Origin of the sequence: Megasphaera vaginalis (ex Bordigoni et al. 2020), assembly GCF_900240295.1 — a bacterium.
Lineage (GTDB): Bacteria > Bacillota > Negativicutes > Veillonellales > Megasphaeraceae > Megasphaera > Megasphaera vaginalis.
This window is the reverse complement of record NZ_OEQB01000001.1, coordinates 451698-475282: the sequence shown is the minus strand read 5'-3', so window position 1 is coordinate 475282 and position 23585 is coordinate 451698. Positions and strand designations below refer to the sequence as shown.

Below are 23585 nucleotides of genomic sequence, written 5' to 3'. Positions count from 1 at the left end.
TAAGGCGTGGGTAATCGATATCATGCCGGAGCGGCGTTGCGTTGCTATTACCTCGGACGGATTGGTACTGCGCGAATCGGTTCCGAAGTATATTGTCGAAGACAGTCGTTTCTGCCCGGCAGCGGATTTCTTCGTTCCCGATACGGACGGCAGTATGATGTAGTCTTGCCGTTTCAGACAGGATGAGCAAACAGGGCGTACCGTTGGCGGTATGCCCTGTTTTAAGTGACGGATACGGTGCCGCAATCGTTTTCCCTTTCAGGCCAGTGGCGGGAACTGCGATACAGGCGTTACCGATACCGTTGCGTCGCCTTGTTTTTTATTGTAGCTTAAGAAGGAAGCGCCCCTTGCTGCGCGCTGTAATCGCTGCCGGCAGAGACAGCACGCGATGTGTTCCTGCAAACACGGGAGCGGCAAAGGGAACGATGATCAATTGGCCACTTAAAAGACGGGAGATGGCGGGAGCATATACAGAGAGAAGCAGAACATGGCAACGGAACCGTATATCAGAACGGCGCCGGCGGCAGATGCGGCGGCTATACGGGCGATACCTGTTATATGGAGCGAACGGCGATCACCTTCGAATACGATGTGCTGAGAGAAGCGGAGTTCGAGCGGCGGATTGCGCAGACACCGTGGCGATATCCTTATCTCGTCCTGGGCTGCGGCGATAGGATGACGGTTATGCCTGCGCCAGTCCTTTTGCCGGTCGGGCGGCTTACGATTGGTTCTGTGCAGTGCGCAGCTATCTGGATCGGTCCCGGCAGAAAGTGGGCTTGCCCGTTTTCTGTATACGGCGCTTGCAGACAGACTGCAGTCTATGGGGATACGGAATCTGTATGCCTGCTTTACATAGCCGGTGGAAGCGGATGCCTGGTTGACACGCAACAGTATGCAGCTCCCTGCTCATCCCGGTTTTGTGCAGGACGGCAGATTTCATCGCTGCGCTTACAAGCTTGATCACTGGTATGATATGATTTGGATGGACAAAGAAATCGGCTCTCCCGATGTGCCGCAGCAGCCGGTCCGTTTCGGTCAGCTGCCGTAAGTGGCGGAGCGGCAGGTATTGCAGTGTTTGAAAGGACAGGTGAAACGAAGAATGCGGCGATATGCGGCAGCTTTCGACATGGGAAAAAAGAAGGAAACAGTGCTTACTGATGACCTTGTTTATGAGATATTAGCCGTCGTTGCCGAGATTCCGCCGGGAAAGGTGGCGACATACGGGCAGATTGCCCGTCTCATCGGCAGGGAGCACAATGCCCGTTTGGTCGGTAAAGTCCTGAGCCGGAGCGCCTTTTACGGAGCCTATCCCTGTCATCGCGTCGTCAATCACGCCGGACGCCTCGCGCCTACGTGGTCCGGTCAGCGGCAGCTGTTAGCCGCGGAAGGCGTGCCTTTCAAGGGTAACGGCTGCGTCGATCTGCAGGCCGTCTTGTGGACGGAGTTGTAACGGTTTGGTTACGGTTTTGTTCGCGTTTTGTGATAAAAACTGCGGTATCAAGTGCGTTTTCGCACAATTTCTTTTCAACGTGCGCAAACGATGAGACGGACAACCGCTTTTTTTGGTATAATAATATCGTCATTACGAGAATACGGGAGGTGTTCATGATGAAAAAGAAATTGATTGTAGCTGCAGTTGCTTTATCGGTGTGCAGTTTTTCTGCCGGATCGGTCATGACGTCACAGGCTTTCAGTCTCGGCAGTCTGCTGAAGCTCGGCGGTATATCTTTTGTTGTAGATAAATATGGTTCACAGATCAATACGTTTTTGAATAATCTGTTGCGGCAAAACAATCTGAGTACGACGTATGCCACAAAAGTCGTGCCTATTGTCAGTATCGGCACCAGCGGCTATGTCGGCGCGGCGCAGGTGACGGGGCCGACGGAAGAGGTCGATCAGGTCAAGGCCGTGGCCCAGCTGGAAGCCAGCTTTAACGGCATTGCCAGAGTCAAAGGACTGGTTCCCGTCGACAACGTCAATCCGTCCGGAGCCAGCCGCATTCAAGGCGTCGGCGTCTCCGCCATTATCGATATCAAGCTGTAAGGACAGAAGGCTGATCTGGTGTATGCACGCAAAAGCATTCTTCATGAGTTCATGAAGAATGCTTTTTTCTATGCGTTTTCCCGATTTATTGATATAATAAAATTATATTCATTGCTTATCAATGGCAATCAATGAAAATGAATGAGAAAGAGGTATTTGGGAATGAAAACCAAACGATATCTATCGCTGGCAGTAGCCCTCAGCCTGTTCGGCGCTGTCGCGTACTCAGGTGTGCAGGCGGCAGAACCGGCCGATCTGTATAGTCATGAACATCATGAAGTGTCCTCACAGACGGTGTCGTCCGAAACGACTTCGTATAAGCGTCAGGACAGCGCGGTGCAGTCGACGGTGTCGATGACGAAGACGATCGGCGAGGAACGGGTCAGTCAAGAAGCCGGCAAACTCACTGCGCCCTACTTGCCGCAGATGAAACTGCATCAAATTCCTTACGCAGCGTCTTCCCTGCCGGAAAAGATCCGCCAGGAGTATGACCGCAATTACAAAGACGGCGTCTTAGCCAGAGTCAAGGTTAAAGGAAAGTGGGGCCTTATCGGCACGAACGGGCAGACATTGATTGTGCCGCAGTATAAAGAATTGGCCTATGATCAAGGCGGCATCTTTTTGGCAAAGGAAAAGAAGGACTGGACGTTTGTCGATAAACAGGGGCGACCTCTACCCGAGACGGCGACAGTGACAGCGACAACGGCGCCAAGCGATGAAGCCGATGTCTTGCTGCCTTTCAAAGATAAAGGGAAATACGGCTTTTTAGACCGCAGCGGCAACGTCGTCATTGCACCGGCGTATAAAGAGGTATATACGGGCTTCAGTGAAGGCTTGGCCTTCGTTAAGAATCAAGCAGGCAAGAAAGTCGCCATCGATCGCAGCGGGGCGGAAGTCTTTGTTGCGCCGTACGATGAACTGTATGCTTTTGATAACGGCTTGGCCGAATACAGACGGCACGTACAAGGCTTTAATTGGGGCTCGCTGTTGGGAGTCGTCATTGGCAGTTCTTTCAATCAGGCTACGATCCCGGCCTCTATGGCGGCCTGACCTATGATGGCGTCAAACGCGGTTATATCGACCGGCAGGGACATATCGTCATCGACAGCAAACTCGACGAAGTCTATCCGATGACAGCCTTCGGCACCTTTGTCAAAAATAAGGGCAAGCTTTCCTTTGTCAATCGACAGGGACAAGCTCTCATCGGGCCGGCTGATTATGTCATCGATCAGGGAACACTCGATGACTTGGGCGGGCTCGTTTCGCTGAAAGACAAGGGCAACGGAAAATACGGCGTCTTCAGTATGGTCGACGGCGCCCAAGTCGCGCCTTTCGCCTACGATGCGATCACATTTTTGGGCTCCGAACGGATGCTCTTGCAGCGAGGGGAAACGCGATATCTTGTCGATGAAACGACGGGCGAAAGCGTCAATACAGTAGCGAAAGGGATAACGGTCATGCCCTTCGGCGTAGAAAATCGGACGTGGCGTTTCGATGAAAAGAAAAATTATGCGATTATCGACCAAAACGGACAGGTTCTCTTTACGGCTCCGGCAGGAACGATTACGAAGGTGAAGAATTTCCGCAACGGCGTAAGTCCCGTCCAAGTCGGCAAGCTTTGGGGCGTCGTGGACGGCCAAGGCCGTTGGCTGGTTCAGCCGCAGTATGACGATTTGGATTTAGTTTAATGATACGCACATTATCGGCAGCTTTCTGGTCGGTAATGTGCTTTTTAAGGCCGGCCGGGAACGTGGTATGCTTACAGCAGAAAAAGAGGGAAGGGAGCGTTTACGATGATCGTTATGGCTGCCGTTGATACGGCATTGGGACTGCTTTTTAACGGACGCCGGCAAAGTCAGGACAGTGTGCTGCGGCAGCATTTGTTGACAAAAGCGTCCGGCCGTCTTTGGCTCAACGCCTATTCGGCTGCGCAGTTTGACGCGGCGCAGCAAGCGCAGCTGCAAATAGCGGAAGATTTTTTGCAGCAAGCAGGGCCGGCAGAGTATTGTTTTGTTGAAGATCAGGCGCTGCAGCCTTACGCGGAAAAGATCGAAAAGGTGATGTTATTTCACTGGAATCGTGCCTATCCCGGCGATGTGTTTTTTGATTTAGCGTTGGCGAGTCCGTGGAAACGTATATCTGTCGTTGATTTTGCCGGCTCGTCGCATGAAAAGATTACGGAAGAGGTGTATGTTCGATGAAAAAACGGTTACAAGGCGTCGTGTTGCTGCTTATGGCGGTCTTACTGCTGGTCGGCTGCGGCACTCAGGGCGACAACGCGGCTGCGCAGCATAGTACGTCACCGAGCAAGGAGACCGCCGTTACTACTGCTGCCGTTGTCAACTTGGCGGACATACCGGCTTTTGCCGGCAAGCCTTACGTCGTACTCAACGGCAATCAGCCGTCTTTTCCGCAGACCGATATAACGGCGACTTCCTTTGAACGGTACAGCGACTTGGACAGTTTGGGTCGATGCGGTCCGGCTTACGCCAATATCGGCATCGATATCATGCCGACGGAAAAGCGCGGCGCCATCGGCAATGTCAAACCGTCGGGCTGGCAGACTGTCAAGTATGATTCCGTCGATGGCAAATACTTATACAATCGCTGTCATCTCATTGGCTATCAATTGGCGGCGGAGAACGCCAATCCGAAAAATCTGATTACCGGTACAAGATACCTCAATGTGACGGGCATGCTGCCTTTTGAGAATATGGTGGCCGACTATGTGAAGGAAACGAAGCACCACGTCCTTTACCGGGTGACGCCGATCTTTGCCGGCAATAACCTCGTGGCCGGCGGCGTACAGATGGAAGCCTATTCGGTCGAAGACAAGGGGGAAGGCATTTGCTTTAATGTGTTTGTCTATAACAACCAGCCGGGCATTGAAATCGATTATCAGACCGGCAAAAGCCGTCAGCAATAATTGCGGCAACGGCAGAACGACGGCGCGGCATTCTTTAAAAAATACCGGCGAGAGTGTACTTTTTCCGACTGGTTCTGTATAATGGAAGAAAATCCTGCCGGTACGGGAAGACGGGACGGCTTGCAGCGATTCCAATTCATTATTGACGAGGTGTTTCTCTTGGCAAAGCGATATTATGAGCTCCATGTGGCAGGCTGCACACGGCAGTTGCCCATTTTGAACGTGACGGACAAATTGGCGATCGCCGGATTCGTGATTCTCGGCGATACGGAAATCGTGGAAAATACGGCGAAAGAGATGGTAAAAAAGATTCCTGCCGATACGGAAGTACTGATGACGGCGGAAACGAAGGGGATTCCGTTGGCTGCCGAAATGGCGCGTATCCTCGGTATGAAGCGGTATGTCATTGCCCGCAAATCGGTTAAGGCCTATATGGAAAATCCGTTAATTGTGGAAGACGAATCGATTACGACGCAGGGGAAACAGATGCTCTGTCTGATGGATACGGATATTGCCTTGATCCGCAACAAGAAAACTCTTCTCCTTGACGATGTCATCAGCACAGGCGGGTCGATGAGAGCGCTGGCCGAATTGGCCGAAAAAGCCGGAGCCGAGATCATCGGCAAAGCGGCGATCCTGGCGGAGGGCGACGCGGCGATGCGGCAGGATATCATTTATTTGGAAAAGCTGCCTCTTTTTGACGCGGAATAAGCAATGGGCAAAAAGAATCTTCCTTGTACGCCGGGGAGATTCTTTTTTTGTATCCTTAAATGGAGAATTATGGTATACTATAGAAGGGCAAAGAAAAGACGTTGTTTTTCAAGCCTGCTAGGTAGAGTGAGATGAAGATGATGAACGGTTCGGCAGAAGTGATAGAACAGCTTAAAAACAGGAATAAGGAAAAAGTTGCCGAATTGGCTGCCGTCATTCAGCAATACGATACGCGCCGTTTTCATGACGGTCCTTATTTGGAGGCACGCTATCTCCGTACAATCGGCAAGCTGGAACAGAAAGTTTTCGGTTTGTATGTCATTTCGGAAGGAATCAAAAAAGAAATCGAATTGTCCAAGCAGTACGTCGGCAAAGGCGAAAAGCCTGACAAGACGGAAATTGCCAAAGCTTTGGCGCTGTCGCTGAAAGGGTATCGGGATAAGCTTGTCGAAATGGCGGCCAAGCAGGAAGAGGCCGCAACGTATCTGGCGGCGCCCTGGCTGAGTGAAGAACAGGATCGGGACTTGCAGCGCCTTTATCGGCAGGCAGTCAAGGCGGTCCATCCCGCCGTTCGTTTCAGCGATACGGAAGCGATCCGTTCTTTGTGGAAGCAAGTCGTTCAGGCTTATCAGCGGGGCGATTTGGAGCGGCTCAGAGAACTGACGGTTCTTGCCGATCAGGAGTCTCTCACTGCGGCGCAACCGGAGGCGGGCGATGCTACAGCTTTGGAACGGCGCATTGCCAAGATAGATGGCCGCATCGAAGCGTATAAAGAAAAACTGGCGGCTTTGGCCAATGCCTATCCGTTTACGATGGAAGAGCTGCTGCACAGTGAGGCGCTCCAGGATCGGAAAACAGACGAGTTGTATCATCTCATTGAACAATACGAAGCGTATATCAGAGAACTGACGGCGACGTTGGCGCTGCTTCAGGCGCCGATGGGGCCTGTAAGCTGAAAACGGAAGGAGATCGTACTATGAATGATATAGGAAAGAAAATTACAGATGCTTTGCAATATCGGTTTGCTTGTAAGAAGTATGACAAAAATAAACAGGTCTCGGATGCTGATTTCCACACGATTTTGGAAGCGGCTCGCCTTTCGCCGAGTTCTTTCGGTTATGAGCCGTGGCGTTTTTTGGTTATCGAACGGCAAGATGTCAAAGATGCCCTCTATCCGATTGCCTGGGGCGCCCGCAACAGTCTCGAAGGCGCCAGTCATTTGGTCGTTATTTTAGCTCGCAAGGCTGTTGATATGAACTATGCTTCTCCCTATATTACCCATATAATGAAGGATATTCAGCAATTTCCCGACGATATCGGCGCAGCCAGGCGAAAGGGATTCGAAAATTTTCAGAAAAATGATTTTAAGCTGTTGGAAAGTGATCGGGCCATGTTCGACTGGGCTTGCAAGCAGACATATATCGCCTTGGCGGACATGTTGATGACGGCGGCGCTGCTCGGCGTGGATGCCTGCCCGATTGAAGGCTTCGATCGGGAAAAGGTTGAAGCCATGTTGGCGGAAAAAGGCGTTCTCGACAGGGAACATTTCGGCGTTTCCGTCATGGTCTCGTTCGGTTATCGCAGCGGCGATCACCGTCCGAAAACGCGCCAGCAGCAAGATGATGTCGTGCAATGGATTCGGTGAAAGAGTCGCGGACAGAGACAGTTCATCATGATAAAAAACGGAGCGTCCGATGGACGCTCCGTTTTTTCTGTGTGTTTTCGCCAGTATCCGATTAAATCGACAGCCGGTTATGGCGGCTCGGCGGTTGCAGTCATTTGTTGCCCTTATCGACGGACTCGGAGAAGTCGAGCCCCTCGTCGGTGGCGTAGTACGTGTCTGCCTTTTTGCCGGCAGTGATATAGTTCTTGTCGAGAAGGCGCTGCAGCAGTTCCGGTGACGACGGCAGCGGCGCAAACATTACTGCCGCCGTCTCTTCTTCCCGTTCGACGGCGGCGACGGCGGCGGCCATGATTTCCGTTTCCGTCGGTGTTCCGTTTAGATAGCATATGCGCGGCAGAGATACGGGATAATCCTGATGGGACAGCAAGAGAAACTGCCCGATGGCGGCAGCTTCGCTGAGAGAATTATGCCGTTCGACGTCAATATCCATTTCGCTGCAAATCGATTCCAGCGTATTGGTTGTGAAATGATAGGATTTTCTGGCAATCTCCAGCGTATCAATAAAGCGGCAGACGGGAGCTTCAATGCCGTAAATTTTCAGTGCATGGAAAATACAGCCCATAACGAATGGCGCGTTATGAGCGACGAGGATCGTATTTTCAAAATAGCGGTTCATGCCGGCTTGCCAATATTCGCCGAATTCATCAGCTTTACTTAGCGATTCCCAAGTCAGATCGGCACATTGGACCATGGACAGGTCGTTTTCAGGCGGACGGACATAGAAATAATGCTGATCCTTCAATTCGTTATCTTCGTATTCTGCGAAACCGATGAGACAGATCGAATAGGGCTGATTAGACGCCAGTTCCAGAGAGATGGCCGTAAAGCGGCGGGGGAATCGTTTGACATATGTCGTTTCTTCAATGTCGTAGCGGTAATAGCCGTTCTTCGGCTGAATATCGTATTGGTGCAGATCCGTTACGACGACGTGTTGTTTCGTAGACAATTCTTTTTTTGCCTTCCCTTCGTTGCGGCGCTTTTTCATGGTAGACAGAAGCGAATAAAAAACCGCGGCAATGAAGAGCAGCGCGATGGCGGCGCCGGCGAAATTGAGCAGTGAATTCATGAATATCAAGTCCTTTGGAAAGCCGGGAGAAAAGGCGGCAGTAGTCTCGCGGCCGCTGCGGTCTGTAGCCGTTTGCAGCTGCGGTTCGGGGGATAGAGCGGTAATTTCCATAAAAGTAATGAAGGGTACTGTAAGTACAGTCTCGTTTTTGTTATACTTATTATACCAGATAGGTTTGAGATGGGAAGCGAAAGAAATGATTTTGCCGCCTGCAGGCGGCATTGGGTTTGCCGGGGTGCAGCTGCGCGGCCGGTGCGGGCCCGGAAAAAGGGGGAGTCGTATTGAGTAAACGGCAAACGGAAGAGAGACCTCTGCGTGTGGCCATTTTGACGATCAGCAACAGCCGCACCTTTTCTGACGATACGAACGGGCTGATGATCCAGTCGGCATTGATGGCCGCCGGTCACCAAGTCGTCGATTATGCTATCGTCAAGGATGACAGAGAGGCGATTGAAAGCCATATTCATGAGTGGGTTTGCAGTGTTGACGTGGTCATCACGAGCGGCGGAACGGGGATTGCCAAGCGGGATGTCACCTTGGAAACGGTACGGCCGATGTTTGATAAGGAGATTCCCGAATTCAGCGGCATGCTGGCGCTTTTTGCGTATCGCCGCGCCTGCGGCGTACAGGCGTTGGCGTATCGGTCGGCAGCCGGCGTCATTCATCAATGTCTGACCTTCTGCCTGCCTGGTCAACCGAATATTATTAAGCTCGGCATGGAAAAGATCATTATTCCGGAAATGAATCATTTGAAGGATGAAATCAATAAATAGGGAGAAACAGCAGGTGCAGTAGGACCTGCTGTTTCTCTGTCCGCATTGTGCGGAACGGTGAGAGGAGCAATATATGGAAAAGAGATTGATTTTGGTTACCGGCGGTGCACGCAGCGGTAAAAGTAATTTTGCCGAGAGACTGTTGGCCCTGTGTGACGGCACCAAAGGATATATCGCTACAGCCGTGAATGATGACGCGGAAATGGGGCGGCGGATCAAGCGGCATCAGGAACGGCGGCCGCAATCGTGGCGGACCTTCGAGGTGCCGCAGCGACTGGCGGAACGACTGCCGCAGATCCTGACCGCCGTAGATGCGGCGCTCATCGACTGCCTGACCGTTTACTTGTCGAATTGGCTGTTTTTCCATCGGTCACTGCCGGAAGATATGGCTGCAGAACGGGCACTGGCTGAAGTCGACTCTCTTTTGGCCGCTGCGGCTGCTTCCGGTAAAACCGTCATCTTCGTGACGAATGAAGTAGGCGGCGGCATCGTGCCGATGGAAAAATTGAGTCGTTTTTACCGTGACCTGTCCGGCCTGATGAATCAACGTGTCGCGGCAGCCGCCGACGCAGTCTATCTTTCCGTTGCCGGTATCACGCTGGAGATCAAGAGTCGTCAGGTTCTGTTGCCGGAGGCGGAGCGATGAAGTCATTTTTTATGGCACTTCAATTCTTGTCACGGCTTACGGTGGTGAAGCAAACAACATGGTCCGATGCCGATTTCGGCCGTTCCGTCGTTTGGTTCCCCTTGGTCGGGACGCTGCTTGGCGCCGTTCTCTGTCTGCTGTATCATGCTCTCGGTTACGTTTTTTCCGGCCTGCTCTTATCGCTCCTAGTCACGGCCGCCTGGTTCTGGCTTACCGGCGGGCTTCACGCCGACGGATATATGGATACGGCAGACGGCATTTTTTCCGGACGCAGCCGGGAACGGATGTTGGTAATCATGAAGGACAGCCGTGTCGGCGCGAACGGGGTTATAGCCTTTTTCTTTCTGGCCGCCTTTAAGCTTGTTTCCATCAATACGATTGCGCCGGCCACGCTGCCCTATGTGTTGCTCAGCGTTCCGACGGCGGCACGGTACGGCACGTTGGTCAGTATCTTTTGTTTCCCTTATGCCAGAGAGACGGGATTGGGTCGGACCTTTGCTTTGTACGGACCGTCCTATCCGCTGGTCAGAGCGCTGATTCCGGCGTTGCTTCCCATCGTTTTCGTCGGTCCCGCACACCTGCTCTACCTCGGCGGCGCCGTATTGATCTCCCTGTTGGCCAATCGGCAACTGGTTCGCCTTCTGGGCGGCACGACAGGCGATACGTACGGCGCTGTTCTGGAGTTTACGGAATTATTACTTTTGCTCGCCGCGGCAGCCTAGTTATTCCGACGGTCATAGTATATAATCAGGTATGTATGTATAACTCAAGTTTTAAGGAGGACAGCAAGGATGATAAAACTTTACCTCGCTCGTCATGGTGAAACAGACGGAAACGCGCAACAGTGGTATCAGGGTTCGACGGATATGCCGCTGAACCGTCGCGGTATCGAACAGGCGAACTGCTTGAGCGAATTTTTAAAAGATGTGCCCTTTGCAGCGGTTTACAGCAGTACGCTGTCACGGGCAAAAAAGACGGCGGAAATCGTTGCCGCGCCGCACGGTTTGCCTGTGGAAACGCATAAAGAACTGATGGAAATCAATTTTGGCCTCTGGGAAGGTCATACGTATAAAGAAATTACGGAGCAATGGCCCGGGGAGATTGAGGCGTTCTATGATTCCAACGGGACGATGCCTGCTCATGGCGGCGAATCCTTTGCTCAAGTAAAAGAACGAGCCGGCAAAAAGACGCGTGAATTGTTGGCCGGCCATCATGACGGCGATGCCGTGCTGATCGCTGCGCACGGCGCTACGATCCGTTGTATCCTCTTTGATCTGCTCGGATTGGATCTGACGCGTATTTGGTGTTTCCAACAGTATAATACGGCTTTTAACATTATCGAATATTACGGAGAAAAGAACGTGATGACGCTGATGAATTGCACGAACCACCTGGAAGGAATGACCGGTTATCAGGCACAGTGGGAGGATATGGACAGCTTGTGAGCAAACGATTGATGCGCCTCGACAAATTGCTCGGGCACAGCGGTTTCGGTACGCGGCGCGAGGTAAAGGAACTTTGCAAAGGCGGGCATGTCCGAGTGGACGGCGCTCTTTGCCGTGACAGCGCAGTCAAAGTCGACATGGCCGCCGCGGTCACTGTCGACGGCGTGCCGGCAGTATATGAAGAATTTCATTATTTTATGCTCCATAAGCCGGCCGGACTCCTTTCGGCGACGGCAGATCCGACTGCTGAGACGGTGCTCGATTTATTTCCTGCCGATTTGCGTCGGCTCGGACTTTTTCCGGTAGGCCGGCTCGACAAGGATACGACAGGGTTGCTTCTGATTACCGATGACGGACAGTGGGCACATCGGATCATTTCACCGAAGTGCGCCGTCGTTAAAACGTATGAGGCTGTCGTGTCCGGCGTAATTCCTGCCGATATTGACGATCGTTTTCACAGCGGCGTCGTTTTGGCCGACGGACTCCGTTGTCTGCCGGCACGGGCTGAGCGGAAAGGCGGGGAGACACTGCTCGTTTCCGTTTGTGAAGGGAAATATCATCAGGTAAAGCGGATGTGCGCCGCTGTCGGTCTCACTGTGGAACGTTTGCACCGGTTGTCCGTCGGGGCGTTGGTGCTGGATGAATCCTTAGCGCCGGGGACATTTCGGTCCCTGCAGCAGGAAGAAAGGGAACTGCCTTTCGGCTAAACGCTGCCGGCAGTAATCGTTTGATTCGTATCTTGCCGCTTCTGCTTGTTCCGCAGGAGCGGCTATTGTCATGAATTGAATGGAAAAGCTATTCAAACGACCGGTTCTGTGGTATTATGAATAATGATTTAATAATTCCAGGTGATAAATGTGATTGAAAAAAGATTGATACGATTACGTGCGTTTCTGCGAGAACGGAGCGTTAAGGGCATCTTGTTGCGAAAGCCGGAAAACCTCCGGTATTTCAGCGGTTTTACAGGCGGTGAAGGAGCTCTTGTCGTAACGGCGGATACGGCCGTTCTCTGGACGGATTCCCGGTATACGGAACAGGCTGCCGGCGAGAGCGGCGCCTGGTATGCGGTCAAAAACCATGAAGGCAGTCTTGCCGCGGCTGTGGCGGAAACGATCCGTACGGCTCATGTCGCGATTCTGGCTTATGAAACGGATTTTCTTACGCATTCGTTTTATGAAGCCGTCAACGAACTCGGCGAACTTACTTGGGAAGGCGTCGATACGGCCTTGCTGCGCGCCGTAAAGGAGTCGCATGAATTAACGGCGACCCGTAAAGCCTGCACCATTGCCGACAAGGCGTTTGCCGAGCTTTTGCCGTATATCAAGGCGGGCGTAACGGAAAAGGCATTGGCTGCCGAGCTGGAAAGCCGCATGTTATTGCTCGGCTCGGAAGGAAAGTCGTTTGTGACGATCGTGGCTTCCGGCCGGCGTTCGGCATTGCCGCACGGTGCGGCAAGTCCTAAAGTCATTGAAAACGGCGATTTCGTCACTTTTGATTTCGGCGCCGTTTGGGACGGCTACCATTCGGACATGACGCGCACCGTCGTCGTCGGCAGGGCCAGCGAAGAACAGAGGGCGTTTTACGAAACCGTTTTGACGGCTCAGGAGATCGGCGTGGCTGCCGTCAGGGCAGGGGCCGTCTGCCGCGACGTCGACGCTGCCGTGCGGCAGTATTTTGAAGAACGCGGCGTAGCCGCCTATTTTACGCATTCCTTAGGACACGGGACGGGCTTGGAAGTCCATGAACAGCCTGTTTTGTCCCCGCGATCACAAGGAACGCTGGAAGAGAATATGATAGTCACGGTCGAACCGGGGCTGTACATAGAAGGTAAATACGGCGTCCGCATTGAGGACTCCGTTGTCGTAACGGCTCAAGGCTGTGAAATAGTAACGAAAACCCCAAAAAAATTGATAGAATTGGTTTAGGAGGACGAAAAGATGATTACAAGTAATGATTTCAGACCGGGTGTAACGATTGAGATTGACGGTCAAGTATGGCAGGTTGTCGAATTCCAGCATGTAAAGCCGGGTAAGGGCGCAGCCTTCGTTCGGGCCAAAATCAAAAATCTGGAAACGAGCGCCGTCGTTGAACGTACGTGGAATGCCGGCGAAAAAGTACAGGACGGCCACGTTGACCGTCGTCAGATGCAGTACCTCTATGAAAATGAAGGCATGTACTGCTTCATGGATAACGAAACGTATGAACAGATCGAATTGGATAAGGGCAGCATCGGCGATACGATCAATTTCTTAAAAGAAGAAATGACCGTTTCGGTCATGATGTTCAAAGGTAAGGTCATCGGCATCGACCTGCCGGCATCGGTCGAACTCAAGGTCGTCGAAACGGATCCCGGTGTTCGCGGCGATACGGCGACGGGCGGCAGTAAACCGGCCAAATTGGAAACGGGGTATGTCGTCAAGGTTCCGCTTTTCATCAATGAAGGGGAAGTGCTCCAGATAGACACGAGAACCGGTCAGTACATGGGCCGTGCATAACGTATAAGCAGTACCGAAAAGCGATGAGATGCTCATCGCTTTTTGTGAATGGAGAAGACTATGGAAACGACGGAAAAAAACGAATTCGGCACGATTCACATTTCGGATCGTGCTGTGGCCGTGCTGGCGACAAAGGCCGTTGCTGCCGTATCGCCGCAGGTGTCGCTTCACCGGAGTTTCGCCGAGACGGCGGCGCGCAAGATAGGCCGTCTGGGTGACGGGTACGGCGTCGACGTAAGACTGCGCGATCAGGAGATTGAGCTGACCGTCCGCATTGATGTGAAGTACGGCATGCGGGTTCCCGATTTGGCGATTCAGGTGCAGCAGGCGGTAAAGGATACGCTGGAAGAAATGACGGGGTATACCGTTACGGCTGTGCATGTGTTGGTGCAGTCGATCAGCTTCGACGGCACCGGGGAGGGACAAGATGAATGACGAACAGGCGGCTTATACGGTACGCAGTCAGGCCGTGCAAAAGGTCGTGCAAATTGCTGCAGCCAATACGGACGGCGTAATTCCGCAGAAGATCGGCGTTTCCGTCAAGGGCGGCGCCGCCGATTTAGCCGTTTCCGTCCGGATCACAGCACGGTACGGCTGTCATTTGCGGAAACTGGCCACAGCCGTTCAATGCCACGTCAATCAGGCCGTAACGGCGATGTTGGGAACGACGGCCGGTGAAATTACCGTGACGGTGGAAAACGTAGCCGAAGGAGAACCGTAAAAGGAGAAGAGTGTGAGCAGACATGAAGCGCGCCAACGGGCGCTGGAACTTTTGTTTTCCCGTGAATTTCACGGTGAAAACGACATCCAGTACAGGGAACTGGAAATTCTGGAACGTGAAATAACCGATGAGGCCGCCGTCGAGCGGGATGTGATCGGTGCTGGCGACAGCGCAGAATATTGTGCGTATCTTTTGGACACCGTTTCCGCACATCGGGACGAGTTGGACCGGATCATCAGTACCTATGCCAAAGACTGGGACGTGAGCCAAATGAATAAGGCTGACAAAAATATCATGCGGCTGGCGCTGGCTGAGTTGCAATTTCCGAAAGAGCCTATTGCCGCCAATATCATTTTGAATGAAGCCGTCCGGTTGGCAAAGGAATACAGCGGTGTGCAGTCTTCCCGTTTCGTCAACGGCATTTTGGGGGCTTATGTGAGGCGGCAGGAGTGATGAAGGCTTTTCTCGGAATTGATACGAGCTGCTATACGACGTCGGCAGCTCTTGTCGATGCGTCTTTTGCCGTTATTGCCGATGAACGGAAGCTGCTTGCCGTCCCCGCCGGGGAACGGGGACTTTCTCAAGCGAATATGGTTTATCAGCATACGCGTAATTTGCCGCTTCTTATAGAAAATCTGATGGCCGGGGCCGAAGGTTGTGAAATACGTGCCGTAGCGGTGACAGACAAACCGCGGCGCCGTGCTGATTCCTATATGCCGGCCTTTCTTGCGGGATATGGTGCGGCTCGGACGTTGGCGGCCGCGCTGCGCATCCCGCTGTATACGATCAGCCATCAGGAAAACCACCTGCTGGCTGTTCTGCGCGGCAAGGGAGCGATCGGCGCCGAGACGTTTTACGGTCTTCACTTGTCCGGCGGCACGACGGAGCTGCTTCGGGCGCAGCCGGATAAAGAGGGGCTCCAAATTGAACGGATCGGCGGCACGAGCGACATCAGTGCCGGTCAGTTTGTCGATCGCGTCGGCGTGGCCTTGGGACTGCCTTTTCCGGCGGGACTCCATGTCGAGGCGGCAAGTCGCCGGGCTGCAGGTACACTGCCTTTGGGACGTATCTTCTGCAGTGACGGCGCTGTCAGTTATTCCGGCCCCGAAGCGAAGGCCCAGCGGCTTATTACGGCCGGTTTTGACGCGGCGGAGATATGCAGTTGGACATTGCGTACGGTTTGGCAAGGACTGCGGAAAATGTTGGATTGCAGTGCTGCCGCGGGAATGCAGACCTTAGTCGCCGCAGGCGGCGTCATGTCCAATTCTTATTTACAGGAAGCGTTGCGGCAGTATTGCCGGCACCGCGGCATACGACTGATTCTGAGCGAGCCGGGATTCAGTGCCGACAATGCGTCAGGCGCAGCGTTTTGGGCGGCCTGGAAGGAAGGCGGGCACGATGAATAAATATGTTTCCGTTACAGATGTCGTGCGGCGCATTAAAGACGATCTGCAGAAAGACTATCGTCTTCGCAGCGTCACCATGGAAGGCAACATCATCGGAATGAAGCGAGCTTCCAACGGCCATTACTATATGAATATCTGCGATGACGAATGTTCACTGCGGGCTGTTTTGTTTCGCAGCCGCGCCGGCCGGTCCATGGAGACGGTCCGTGAAGGCGATCATGTCGTCGTTATCGGCACCGTCAATGTTTATGAAAAGGGCGGTACCGTTTCCTTCCTTATCGAGCGCCTGTTCTCACAAGGCGTTGGCACGCTTCAGGCCGAATATGAACAGATCAGAAAAGAGTTGGCTGACGGCGGCTATTTTGCGGCGGAGCATAAAAAAACGCTGCCGCGTTTTCCTTGGCGCGTCGGTGTTCTTACGTCGCCGACAGGGGCCGTGCTTCACGATATACGGAAAATTGCGGCCGAACGGAATCCCTATATTGAACTGGTTGTTTTTCCCATCCCCGTGCAGGGGCAGGGCGCGGCGGAAAAAGTTGCCGCCGCCGTTACGGCTGCAGGGAAGAATAGGACCTTGGATCTGCTCATTCTGGCCCGCGGCGGCGGATCCCTCGAAGATCTCTGGTGTTTTAACAGCTCTGAGGTCGTCAAGGCAATCTATCAGTCTGAAGTGCCGCTGATTTCGGCTGTCGGTCATGAAACCGATACGACTTTGGCCGACTATGCCGCCGATGTGCGGGCAGCGACGCCGACGCATGCTGCCGAAATGGCGTTTCCCGATGTTGCCGCCATGGAGCTTGATTTGGCCGCGTTGGCTGACAGGGCTTATCGGCTTTTGCAGCGGCAAATTGAGACGAGGCAGCGCAGTCTGGCACAGCAGACGGCCCGGCTGCAGCCGAAACGGTATAATGAACAACTGCAGATGAAAGAAGCAGCTGTACGACACTTATTGCAGACGGCGGAACAATATTTTCGGCTGAAGCTGGTGAAGCTTTCCGGCGATCTGGGCAGACTGCAGGCTTCGCTGCAGGCCTTGGATCCGACGGGGCTGCTGCGCAAGGGATACGGACAGTTGGAACAGTCGGGGAAGCGGATTTCTTCCGTACAGCAGGTGGCGGCGCAGGAACCGTTGCTCATACGTCTGGCCGACGGCGTGATTCGAACGGAGGTAAAAGAGGTAATCATTCATGGCGAGAACAACTGATAAATTGAAAAGCTTTGAAAGCAACTACGAAAAATTGGAAGAACTGGTGGCGTCCCTGGAAAATACGGACCTGACGCTGAAAGAATCCCTCGATCTTTTTGAAAAAGCGATCAGCCTTTCGCAGACTTGTGAGAGCGCGTTGACCTATGCGAAGCAGCGGGCCGAGGCGTTGGCTGATCTGGCGTCGCCTGTTGTGTCTGTCGACGAAGAATGGGACGAGTCGGTTGAAGAAGGGACATTGGATCTATGAACTGCAAGGCGTATTTGAAGGAAAAAAAAGCCGTCATTGACGGCCGGTTGGCAACGTTGCTGCAAACCGAGGTGCCTCAATTCCGGGGATTGTATGAAGCGATGAATTACAGCCTTCTGGCAGGCGGCAAGCGGCTCCGTCCGATTCTGCTGCTGGCAGCCGTTGAAGCCTTGGGCAAGGACAGCACACCCTATTTGGATCTGGCCTGCGCACTGGAATGTATTCATTCTTATTCCCTTATTCACGATGATCTGCCGGCAATGGACGATGATGACCTTCGTCGCGGCAAGGCGACGAACCATGTCGTTTACGGCGAAGGCACGGCGATTCTCGCCGGAGACGGGCTTTTGACCTTTGCCTTTGAGTTGATGGCCAGGCAACGACACATTGACGGGGAAAAACTGACTCGCTGTATCGCTCTGTTCGCGGCGGCAGCCGGCCCGGCCGGGATGGTTGGCGGTCAGGCTTTCGATCTGGCGGCAGAGGGTCAGGCGGTGGATCTTGAAGGACTGCAGCTTCTTCATCAGATGAAAACGGGTATCATCTTCCGCGGCGCCATCGATATGGCGGCGATTCTGGCCGATGCCGATGACGCTTCCGCAAAGGCGCTGTCCCGTTATGCCGATAACATGGGGCTGACCTTTCAGATTACCGACGATATTCTCGACGTTACCGGTGAGGCGGCTGTTTTAGGTAAGCCTGTCGGCAGTGATGTCAAGAATCATAAAGCGACGTACGTGACGGTCTTTTCTCTGGAAAAGGCGCGGCAGATGGCGGCCGAAGCAGCGCGCAATGCCGTTGAGGCGTTAGCCGTTTTCGGTGATGAGGCCTGGTTTTTACGGGAACTGGTGGCGTATTTGTTAACGCGCGTACAATAAAAGGAGACCAGTTTATGCAGCAGAAAGAACGACTTGACGTGCTGCTCTTCAACCGCGGTTACTTTGAAAGCCGTGAAAAGGCGAAAGCGGCTGTCATGGCAGGTATCGTCTTTGTCAAGGAGCAGCGCGTCGATAAGGCCGGTACCAAAATAGATGTAGCTGCCGAGATTACGGTGAAAGGGAAGCGGATGCCGTATGTGGGCCGCGGCGGCTTGAAACTGGAAAAGGCGATGCAAGTTTTTCCCATTGATCTCAACGGTGTGATGATGATTGATATTGGCGCTTCGACCGGAGGCTTTACGGATTGCGCCCTTCAAAACGGCGCTGCCAAAGTCATCGCCGTCGACGTCGGTTATGGCCAACTGGCGTGGAAGCTGCGGACAGACGCGCGTGTCGTCAATATGGAACGAACGAATATCCGTAACGTGACGCCTGCCGATATCGGCAGCCCGGCAGATTTCATTTCCATCGACGTCTCTTTCATTTCGCTTCTGAAGATCATGGATGCCGTCGTCCCGCTTCTGCGTACAGGCGGAGAGATGGTGACGCTGATCAAGCCCCAATTTGAAGCGGGACGGGAAAAGGTGGGAAAAGGCGGCATCGTTCGCGACAAACTCGTTCAGCGCGACGTTATCCGCCGCGTTGCCGGCGGGATCGCGGCGGCCGGCATATCACCGCTGGCCCTGACTTACTCGCCGATCAAAGGCGCCGACGGAAATATAGAATATCTCCTGTATAGTCGTAAAGACGAACAGGTGCATAATGATCTCGACGATGACACCATTGCCGCCGTCGTCGCAATGTCTCACGAAATGTAGGTGATTACTGTGCGTGTAGGGATTTTTCCGAATTTGGTCAAAAAGGAAAGCGCCGCTTTGGTACGGCAGCTGATCGGCATCTGTGAAAAGTATGACGCCGAATATTATTTGCCGGCCTATGTCGGGCAGAGTACGCAGCATGTTTATGCTTCCATTAAGCCGGAACACCTGCGTCCGCATCTGTCAATTTTTGATACTGTCGATGTCGCCATGGTTCTTGGCGGTGACGGGACCATTCTTAAGCTGGCGAAAAATTTTGCCGGCACAGGGATTCCTATTTGCGGCGTCAATCTAGGCTCTCTCGGGTTTCTTTATGAAGTGGAAGGAAAATCGCTGGAAAGCCGGTTCGCCGATATTTTAAACGGTCATTACTTCCTTGAAGAACGGTCGATGCTTCACAGTGAGCTCCATTATGATGACGGTTTGGTGCAGATACTGCCGACGGCTTTAAATGATATCGTTATCGGACATGGCAATGTCGGCAAGATGATTCGCGTCGATATGAGCATTAACGGCCGGTTTGTACATCAATATCCCGGAGACGGCCTGCTCGTATCCACGCCGACAGGCAGCACGGGGTATACTTTTTCGGCAGGCGGACCGATTGTAGCGCCGAATGTCAAGTGCCTGCTGGTTACGCCGATCTGTCCTCACCTGCTCTTAAAGGTGCCGACCGTATTGAATGAAAATGACACGATCAGTTTTTCCGTTACGAACAGCCGCAATGTCGTGCGTATATCCGTTGATGGCATGATGGATCTGGAATTTATGAAGACGATGGTCCTTGAAGTTCGCAAATCCGATAAGAAACTGACGTTTATGCGGTTTAATGAAAATTATTTTTACAATAATCTGTTTACGAAGCTGATCAGTGCCGAATAGGGGGAGTTAGTGTGAAGAATGCCGTTACGATGATGCATCTTCTGTTGGAACCGCATATTCACGCAGCGTCCGTGCTGGTCGACATGACTTGCGGCAACGGCTACGATACCCTGTTTTTAGCCGATCGTGCGGCGCCGTCTGCCAGAATATACGCCTTTGACATTCAGCAGGCGGCCATTGAAGCGACGCGGCAGCGTCTCGCCAGGAACGGTATCGCACCCAGCCGCGTGCAGCTGCGGCAAGGATCGCATGACGAGTTGTTGGCGGAATTGACGGATACGCCGGATATTATTATCTTTAACTTAGGCTATTTACCGAATGGGAATCATGCCATTCATACGGAATGCGCAACGACAGCGGCAGCCATTAAAATAGGCTTGAATAAAGTTCCGAAAAATGGGATAATTATGATAGCAGCATACCCCGGTACACCGGACGGTGCGGCAGAAAATCAAACTGTATATGATTTGTTATGCAGTGTCGAACAAGCCGCTTATGATGTTTCTCTGTGGCAGCCGATCAATCAGATCCATCGGCCGCCGTTGCTATATCTTGTACAGAAAAGAGGATACGCATGAAACGATTCCGTTATACAAAAATTAAAGAAATTGTCCAGTCCCGTCCCATTGAAACACAGGAGGAATTAGCCAAAGCACTGCAGGAAGAGGGGATCGAAGTTACGCAGGCCACCGTTTCCCGCGACATAAAAGAACTGATGCTGATAAAGGTGCCGACGAGTGACGGCCATTATCGGTACGCCCTCTCGCCGGAACAGAACATGCTCATGTCCAAAAATCGCATGGCCAGACTGTTTCAAGATTCCATCGTCCGGGTCGAATCCTGCATGAATCAAATCGTTATCCATACATTGCCCGGTTCGGCCGATATGATTGCGTCGGCTATTGATCATGCCAAATGGGAAAGCGTTATGGGAACCATTGCCGGCGATGACACGATTCTGGTTCTCACGAACAGTCCGGAAACGGTGCCTCGTCTGGTGAAGTTGATCGTTTCGTTGATGAAGGAATAATTGTCCTATGTTGCAGTCGCTGCATATTCATAATTTTGCTTTAATCGAAGATTTGCAGCTGACATTATCGACAGGTGTCTCTATTTTTACCGGTGAAACAGGCGCCGGTAAATCGATCTTATTGGATGCCATCGGTATGTTGGCAGGAAAACGCGCTTCAGCATCCTTTGTCCGTCACGGGGCAGAGGCTTTTCTCGTTGAAGGCGCGTTCTTTTTTGCTCCCTGTAATACGGCGCTGACCGATTTTCTGGCAGTTCATCATATTGAATGCGAAGACGGCGAACTGATTATTTCCCGCCAATTTCACCGCAACGGTCGCGGCTCCGTGCTGATTAACGGGACTCTCGTTCCCTTGACGACGGTGCGGCAGATCGGCAGTTACCTGCTCGATATTCATGGTCAATTCGATAATCAGCTGATTTTTGATCCGTCTTATCACGTGCGGATTCTGGACTCTCTTACGACGGCGTTGCAGGCAGAACGGCGGCGGTATGACGGTTTGTATCGAAAATGGCGTGATGTGGTGCGGGAGGCCGACGAATTGCGCAAGAACGATCGTGAAAAGATGCGTCTCCTCAGCGTGTTGAATTTTCAAATCAGGGAAATAGAAGACAGTCAGCTGAAAAGGGGAGAAGATGAAGCGTTAGAAGAGACGATTCGCAAAGCTGCTCATGCCGAGCATATAACGGAAAATCTGCGTTCCGCCCTTTATCTGCTGGAAGGAAGCGACAGGCAAAAGGGTTTGGTAGAAGGCATCGGAGACTTACAACGCAGTCTTGCCAAGGCTTCAGCGTATGACGAGTTTTTTACGGAAACGGCAGACAAGGCGGAAAGTCTTGCGTATGAGTTTGAAGAATTGCAAGACCGGTTGATGCGTTACGCGTCTTCCTTCGATTTCGACGCGGCGGCTCTCGATAAGATGCAGTCGCGTTTGGCGGCAATTGAAAAGCTGAAACGGAAATACGGTTCTACGATTGAAGAAATAGAAGCGTTCCTGAAACAGGCCAAAGAAGAAAAGGACAGACTGGAAAATGCAGAAAATCGTCTTGCCGAAATGGAACGCCACATCGCTGCGGCCGAGAAGGAACTGCGCAGTTGCGCCGCTCTGTTGCAGAAGCTGCGGTCGGCGGCGGCGCGGCTGTTCAGCGAACAGATGCAAAAGACCTTGATGCGCCTTGGCATGCCGAAAGCGGTCATTTCTTTTCAAGTGGAAGAAATGACGGAGATCACTCCGATCGGTGCGGCTGCTGTCGAATTGTATTTTTCGGCGAATGCAGGGGAAGCTGTGCAGCCGTTGGCCAAGATCGCGTCGGGGGGAGAGGTGTCGCGCATCGCGTTAGCCCTGAAAACGGCGATGCATGCGAAACAGGACGGCAAAACCGTGATCTTTGACGAAATTGATGTCGGCATCAGCGGGCAGACGGGACTGCAGGTCGCCGCGCATATCCGACAACTGCGCGGCGACGGGCAGGTACTTTGTATTACTCATTTGTCCCAGACGGCAGCGATTGCCGATCATCATTATTTTCTCTATAAGGCGGAAAAGAACAGCCGTACCGTAACGCAGGTAAAGGAGCTGAGTGAAGCGGAACATACTGCGGAGATCGCCCGCATGTTTGCCGGTGATCATGTAAACGAAGCCGGCATTGAAGCGGCGCGTCAGATCATTGCACAAGTGCGCGATAAAAGCTGATCCCCTGGCCGGGGAATAGCGGCGGGTTATCTTGACGGAGGAGATTAATGGGTATATCATTTAAAGATACTATTTATTAATATGAGGAAAGCAAAGGAGCGGTAGCTATGTTGAAGGTACTGGTAAACGGTGCTGACGGCCGTATGGGCAGCCAAGTCGTCAAAGCCGTTCACGAAGATACAGAATTGGAGATTGTCGGCGGCGTCAGCATTACTCATATCGGCGAAGATATCGGTGAGCTTGCCGGCGTCGGCAAGCTGGGCATGGTCGTGCGCGAAGGGCTGGGGGTGGCCCTGGATGAACTGAAGCCCGATGTTGTCGTGGACTTTACGATTCCTGCCGCTGTTTTTGAAAATGCGAAGGTCTGTATCGAACATCACGTTAATATCGTTATCGGTACGACAGGACTGACGGCCGCGCAGCGCGATGAGTTGGGCGTTCTGGCTGTCAAAAACGGCACGTCGGTCTTCATTGCGCCGAATTTTTCCATCGGCGCCGTTTTGATGATGAAAGTTGCCGCTGAGATCGCGCCGTATTTGCCGGATGCGGAGATCATTGAGCTTCATCACAATAATAAGCTTGATGCGCCGTCCGGTACGGCAATCATGACAGCCAATACGATTCAGCAGGCGATTGCCGCCGCCGAAACCGAGAAATCACCCGATAGGACCCGCGAAAGTCTCGAGGGAGCGCGCGGTGCAAAGGTTGACGGCATTCCTATTCACAGTGTGCGGCTGCCCGGTTATGTTGCCCACCAGGAGGTACTTTTCGGCGGGTACGGTGAATATCTGACGATTCGCCATGATTCTGTCGACAGGAAGTCTTTTATGCCCGGTGTCATTCTGGCCGTTAAGAAAGTTTCTTCCCGTCCGGGGCTGACCTTTGGTTTGGAATATTACTTATAATTCTGTTTT

Annotated in this window: 33 protein-coding genes; 31 read left to right on the top strand and 2 right to left on the bottom strand. The window is 52.7% G+C overall.

Translation table 11 applies throughout. From position 1 onward, the window contains the following. Positions 1-22 precede the first annotated feature (22 nt). Complete coding sequence (locus C0977_RS10815) at positions 23-163, top strand: hypothetical protein (protein ID WP_159459015.1); 141 nt, start codon at positions 23-25, stop codon at positions 161-163. 278 nt (positions 164-441) lie between these two features. On the opposite strand, the gene C0977_RS10745 is transcribed toward C0977_RS10815, so the two are convergent. After that, entirely contained in the window at positions 442-888 is a 447-nt protein-coding gene (locus tag C0977_RS10745; RefSeq protein WP_145995059.1) for a hypothetical protein, read from the bottom strand. On the opposite strand from C0977_RS10745, the gene C0977_RS02360 reads away from it, so the two are divergent. The 10 genes from C0977_RS02360 (at position 878) to C0977_RS02315 (ending at position 7325) form a co-directional block, all read left to right on the top strand. Continuing rightward, positions 878-1048, top strand: a complete 171-nt coding sequence (locus C0977_RS02360) for a GNAT family N-acetyltransferase (RefSeq protein ID WP_145995058.1) — start codon at positions 878-880, stop codon at positions 1046-1048. The genes C0977_RS10745 and C0977_RS02360 overlap by 11 nt on opposite strands. A 51-nt stretch (positions 1049-1099) precedes the next feature. Next, entirely contained in the window at positions 1100-1450 is a 351-nt protein-coding gene (locus tag C0977_RS02355; RefSeq protein ID WP_234987542.1) for an MGMT family protein, read from the top strand. 158 nt (positions 1451-1608) lie between these two features. Next, a complete protein-coding gene (locus tag C0977_RS02350; protein ID WP_036243299.1) occupies positions 1609-2043 on the top strand; it encodes a hypothetical protein in 435 nt (144 codons plus the stop codon). A gap of 162 nt (positions 2044-2205) precedes the next feature. Next, on the top strand, positions 2206-3093 hold the full coding sequence (locus C0977_RS02345) for a WG repeat-containing protein (protein ID WP_159459014.1): 888 nt from the start codon (positions 2206-2208) through the stop codon (positions 3091-3093). Next, positions 3018-3731: a WG repeat-containing protein gene (locus C0977_RS02340; RefSeq protein WP_101912344.1), complete on the top strand. Its 714-nt coding sequence runs from the start codon at positions 3018-3020 to the stop codon at positions 3729-3731. The genes C0977_RS02345 and C0977_RS02340 overlap by 76 nt, the downstream gene beginning before the upstream one ends. A gap of 105 nt (positions 3732-3836) precedes the next feature. Further along, entirely contained in the window at positions 3837-4244 is a 408-nt protein-coding gene (locus tag C0977_RS02335) for a hypothetical protein (RefSeq protein ID WP_023054578.1), read from the top strand. Next, positions 4241-4969, top strand: coding sequence for a DNA/RNA non-specific endonuclease (locus C0977_RS02330; RefSeq protein WP_101912278.1), 729 nt, complete (start codon positions 4241-4243; stop codon positions 4967-4969). The genes C0977_RS02335 and C0977_RS02330 overlap by 4 nt, the downstream gene beginning before the upstream one ends. 159 nt (positions 4970-5128) lie before the next feature. After that, positions 5129-5680 (top strand): phosphoribosyltransferase family protein, encoded by a 552-nt coding sequence (locus tag C0977_RS02325; RefSeq protein ID WP_101912343.1) that lies wholly within the window; start codon positions 5129-5131, stop codon positions 5678-5680. Positions 5681-5811: 131 nt separating this feature from the next. Beyond that, positions 5812-6636 (top strand): hypothetical protein, encoded by an 825-nt coding sequence (locus C0977_RS02320; RefSeq protein WP_101912277.1) that lies wholly within the window; start codon positions 5812-5814, stop codon positions 6634-6636. 20 nt (positions 6637-6656) lie between these two features. After that, positions 6657-7325, top strand: a complete 669-nt coding sequence (locus tag C0977_RS02315) for an NAD(P)H-dependent oxidoreductase (RefSeq protein ID WP_023054553.1) — start codon at positions 6657-6659, stop codon at positions 7323-7325. Between the two features lie 130 nt (positions 7326-7455). On the opposite strand, the gene C0977_RS02310 is transcribed toward C0977_RS02315, so the two are convergent. Then, a complete protein-coding gene (locus C0977_RS02310) occupies positions 7456-8430 on the bottom strand; it encodes an exonuclease domain-containing protein (protein ID WP_101912342.1) in 975 nt (324 codons plus the stop codon). 281 nt (positions 8431-8711) lie between these two features. Here C0977_RS02310 and C0977_RS02305 point away from each other — a divergent pair, with 281 nt between their 5' ends. The 20 genes from C0977_RS02305 (at position 8712) to dapB (ending at position 23576) form a co-directional block, all read left to right on the top strand. Next, positions 8712-9203 carry a MogA/MoaB family molybdenum cofactor biosynthesis protein gene (locus C0977_RS02305; RefSeq protein WP_036243318.1) on the top strand — a complete coding sequence of 164 codons (492 nt, stop codon included), beginning with the start codon at positions 8712-8714 and terminating at the stop codon, positions 9201-9203. A 73-nt stretch (positions 9204-9276) separates the two neighbouring features. Beyond that, positions 9277-9849: a bifunctional adenosylcobinamide kinase/adenosylcobinamide-phosphate guanylyltransferase gene (gene cobU, locus C0977_RS02300; protein ID WP_101912276.1), complete on the top strand. Its 573-nt coding sequence runs from the start codon at positions 9277-9279 to the stop codon at positions 9847-9849. Further along, positions 9846-10571, top strand: coding sequence for an adenosylcobinamide-GDP ribazoletransferase (gene cobS, locus C0977_RS02295; protein ID WP_101912275.1), 726 nt, complete (start codon positions 9846-9848; stop codon positions 10569-10571). The genes cobU and cobS overlap by 4 nt, the downstream gene beginning before the upstream one ends. 69 nt (positions 10572-10640) lie before the next feature. Then, positions 10641-11294, top strand: coding sequence for an alpha-ribazole phosphatase (cobC, locus tag C0977_RS02290; RefSeq protein ID WP_023054546.1), 654 nt, complete (start codon positions 10641-10643; stop codon positions 11292-11294). Further along, the gene (locus C0977_RS02285; RefSeq protein WP_234987541.1) at positions 11291-12001 is read left to right on the top strand and encodes a pseudouridine synthase; all 711 of its coding nucleotides are present in this window, start codon (positions 11291-11293) and stop codon (positions 11999-12001) included. The genes cobC and C0977_RS02285 overlap by 4 nt, the downstream gene beginning before the upstream one ends. A 150-nt stretch (positions 12002-12151) precedes the next feature. After that, positions 12152-13219, top strand: a complete 1068-nt coding sequence (locus tag C0977_RS02280; protein WP_101912274.1) for a M24 family metallopeptidase — start codon at positions 12152-12154, stop codon at positions 13217-13219. A 12-nt stretch (positions 13220-13231) separates the two neighbouring features. Next, positions 13232-13789, top strand: coding sequence for an elongation factor P (gene efp, locus C0977_RS02275; RefSeq protein ID WP_023054559.1), 558 nt, complete (start codon positions 13232-13234; stop codon positions 13787-13789). A 60-nt stretch (positions 13790-13849) separates the two neighbouring features. Continuing rightward, on the top strand, positions 13850-14224 hold the full coding sequence (locus C0977_RS02270) for an Asp23/Gls24 family envelope stress response protein (protein ID WP_023054564.1): 375 nt from the start codon (positions 13850-13852) through the stop codon (positions 14222-14224). Continuing rightward, positions 14217-14510: an Asp23/Gls24 family envelope stress response protein gene (locus C0977_RS02265; protein ID WP_159459013.1), complete on the top strand. Its 294-nt coding sequence runs from the start codon at positions 14217-14219 to the stop codon at positions 14508-14510. Before C0977_RS02270 ends, C0977_RS02265 begins: the two co-directional genes overlap by 8 nt. A gap of 12 nt (positions 14511-14522) precedes the next feature. Further along, on the top strand, positions 14523-14963 hold the full coding sequence (nusB, locus tag C0977_RS02260) for a transcription antitermination factor NusB (RefSeq protein WP_023054551.1): 441 nt from the start codon (positions 14523-14525) through the stop codon (positions 14961-14963). After that, on the top strand, positions 14963-15916 hold the full coding sequence (locus C0977_RS02255) for a peptidase (protein WP_101912272.1): 954 nt from the start codon (positions 14963-14965) through the stop codon (positions 15914-15916). The genes nusB and C0977_RS02255 overlap by 1 nt, the downstream gene beginning before the upstream one ends. Next, entirely contained in the window at positions 15909-17120 is a 1212-nt protein-coding gene (gene xseA / locus C0977_RS02250) for an exodeoxyribonuclease VII large subunit (RefSeq protein WP_101912271.1), read from the top strand. The genes C0977_RS02255 and xseA overlap by 8 nt, the downstream gene beginning before the upstream one ends. Continuing rightward, positions 17104-17370: an exodeoxyribonuclease VII small subunit gene (xseB, locus tag C0977_RS02245; RefSeq protein ID WP_101912270.1), complete on the top strand. Its 267-nt coding sequence runs from the start codon at positions 17104-17106 to the stop codon at positions 17368-17370. The genes xseA and xseB overlap by 17 nt, the downstream gene beginning before the upstream one ends. Then, positions 17367-18248: a polyprenyl synthetase family protein gene (locus C0977_RS02240; protein ID WP_101912269.1), complete on the top strand. Its 882-nt coding sequence runs from the start codon at positions 17367-17369 to the stop codon at positions 18246-18248. The genes xseB and C0977_RS02240 overlap by 4 nt, the downstream gene beginning before the upstream one ends. Positions 18249-18262: 14 nt before the next feature. Beyond that, a complete protein-coding gene (locus C0977_RS02235; RefSeq protein ID WP_023054549.1) occupies positions 18263-19066 on the top strand; it encodes a TlyA family RNA methyltransferase in 804 nt (267 codons plus the stop codon). A 9-nt stretch (positions 19067-19075) separates the two neighbouring features. After that, a complete protein-coding gene (locus tag C0977_RS02230) occupies positions 19076-19948 on the top strand; it encodes an NAD(+)/NADH kinase (RefSeq protein ID WP_101912268.1) in 873 nt (290 codons plus the stop codon). A gap of 11 nt (positions 19949-19959) precedes the next feature. Continuing rightward, positions 19960-20526 carry a tRNA (mnm(5)s(2)U34)-methyltransferase gene (locus C0977_RS02225; RefSeq protein ID WP_234987540.1) on the top strand — a complete coding sequence of 189 codons (567 nt, stop codon included), beginning with the start codon at positions 19960-19962 and terminating at the stop codon, positions 20524-20526. Continuing rightward, positions 20523-20978, top strand: a complete 456-nt coding sequence (gene argR / locus C0977_RS02220) for an arginine repressor (RefSeq protein WP_023054575.1) — start codon at positions 20523-20525, stop codon at positions 20976-20978. Before C0977_RS02225 ends, argR begins: the two co-directional genes overlap by 4 nt. A gap of 7 nt (positions 20979-20985) precedes the next feature. Then, positions 20986-22671: a DNA repair protein RecN gene (gene recN, locus C0977_RS02215; protein WP_101912267.1), complete on the top strand. Its 1686-nt coding sequence runs from the start codon at positions 20986-20988 to the stop codon at positions 22669-22671. A gap of 107 nt (positions 22672-22778) precedes the next feature. Continuing rightward, positions 22779-23576: a 4-hydroxy-tetrahydrodipicolinate reductase gene (dapB, locus tag C0977_RS02210; RefSeq protein ID WP_101912266.1), complete on the top strand. Its 798-nt coding sequence runs from the start codon at positions 22779-22781 to the stop codon at positions 23574-23576. Positions 23577-23585: the final 9 nt, after the last annotated feature.

Excerpts from the sequence above, each read along its gene's own strand:
- xseA (WP_101912271.1), top strand. The coding sequence starts at position 15,909 with ATGAATAAATATGTTTCCGTTACAGATGTCGTGCGGCGCATTAAAGAC.
- dapB (WP_101912266.1), top strand. The coding sequence starts at position 22,779 with ATGTTGAAGGTACTGGTAAACGGTGCTGACGGCCGTATGGGCAGCCAA.
- C0977_RS02355 (WP_234987542.1), top strand. The coding sequence starts at position 1,100 with ATGCGGCGATATGCGGCAGCTTTCGACATGGGAAAAAAGAAGGAAACA.
- xseB (WP_101912270.1), top strand. The coding sequence starts at position 17,104 with ATGGCGAGAACAACTGATAAATTGAAAAGCTTTGAAAGCAACTACGAA.
- argR (WP_023054575.1), top strand. The coding sequence starts at position 20,523 with ATGAAACGATTCCGTTATACAAAAATTAAAGAAATTGTCCAGTCCCGT.
- C0977_RS02350 (WP_036243299.1), top strand. The coding sequence starts at position 1,609 with ATGAAAAAGAAATTGATTGTAGCTGCAGTTGCTTTATCGGTGTGCAGT.
- efp (WP_023054559.1), top strand. The coding sequence starts at position 13,232 with ATGATTACAAGTAATGATTTCAGACCGGGTGTAACGATTGAGATTGAC.
- C0977_RS02320 (WP_101912277.1), top strand. The coding sequence starts at position 5,812 with ATGAAGATGATGAACGGTTCGGCAGAAGTGATAGAACAGCTTAAAAAC.
- C0977_RS02255 (WP_101912272.1), top strand. The coding sequence starts at position 14,963 with ATGAAGGCTTTTCTCGGAATTGATACGAGCTGCTATACGACGTCGGCA.
- cobU (WP_101912276.1), top strand. The coding sequence starts at position 9,277 with ATGGAAAAGAGATTGATTTTGGTTACCGGCGGTGCACGCAGCGGTAAA.
- C0977_RS02235 (WP_023054549.1), top strand. The coding sequence starts at position 18,263 with ATGCAGCAGAAAGAACGACTTGACGTGCTGCTCTTCAACCGCGGTTAC.
- C0977_RS02345 (WP_159459014.1), top strand. The coding sequence starts at position 2,206 with ATGAAAACCAAACGATATCTATCGCTGGCAGTAGCCCTCAGCCTGTTC.
- cobC (WP_023054546.1), top strand. The coding sequence starts at position 10,641 with ATGATAAAACTTTACCTCGCTCGTCATGGTGAAACAGACGGAAACGCG.
- cobS (WP_101912275.1), top strand. The coding sequence starts at position 9,846 with ATGAAGTCATTTTTTATGGCACTTCAATTCTTGTCACGGCTTACGGTG.
- C0977_RS02310 (WP_101912342.1), bottom strand. The coding sequence starts at position 8,430 with ATGAATTCACTGCTCAATTTCGCCGGCGCCGCCATCGCGCTGCTCTTC.
- C0977_RS02265 (WP_159459013.1), top strand. The coding sequence starts at position 14,217 with ATGAATGACGAACAGGCGGCTTATACGGTACGCAGTCAGGCCGTGCAA.
- C0977_RS02330 (WP_101912278.1), top strand. The coding sequence starts at position 4,241 with ATGAAAAAACGGTTACAAGGCGTCGTGTTGCTGCTTATGGCGGTCTTA.
- C0977_RS02270 (WP_023054564.1), top strand. The coding sequence starts at position 13,850 with ATGGAAACGACGGAAAAAAACGAATTCGGCACGATTCACATTTCGGAT.
- C0977_RS02335 (WP_023054578.1), top strand. The coding sequence starts at position 3,837 with ATGATCGTTATGGCTGCCGTTGATACGGCATTGGGACTGCTTTTTAAC.
- C0977_RS02240 (WP_101912269.1), top strand. The coding sequence starts at position 17,367 with ATGAACTGCAAGGCGTATTTGAAGGAAAAAAAAGCCGTCATTGACGGC.
- C0977_RS02315 (WP_023054553.1), top strand. The coding sequence starts at position 6,657 with ATGAATGATATAGGAAAGAAAATTACAGATGCTTTGCAATATCGGTTT.
- C0977_RS10815 (WP_159459015.1), top strand. The coding sequence starts at position 23 with ATGCCGGAGCGGCGTTGCGTTGCTATTACCTCGGACGGATTGGTACTG.
- recN (WP_101912267.1), top strand. The coding sequence starts at position 20,986 with ATGTTGCAGTCGCTGCATATTCATAATTTTGCTTTAATCGAAGATTTG.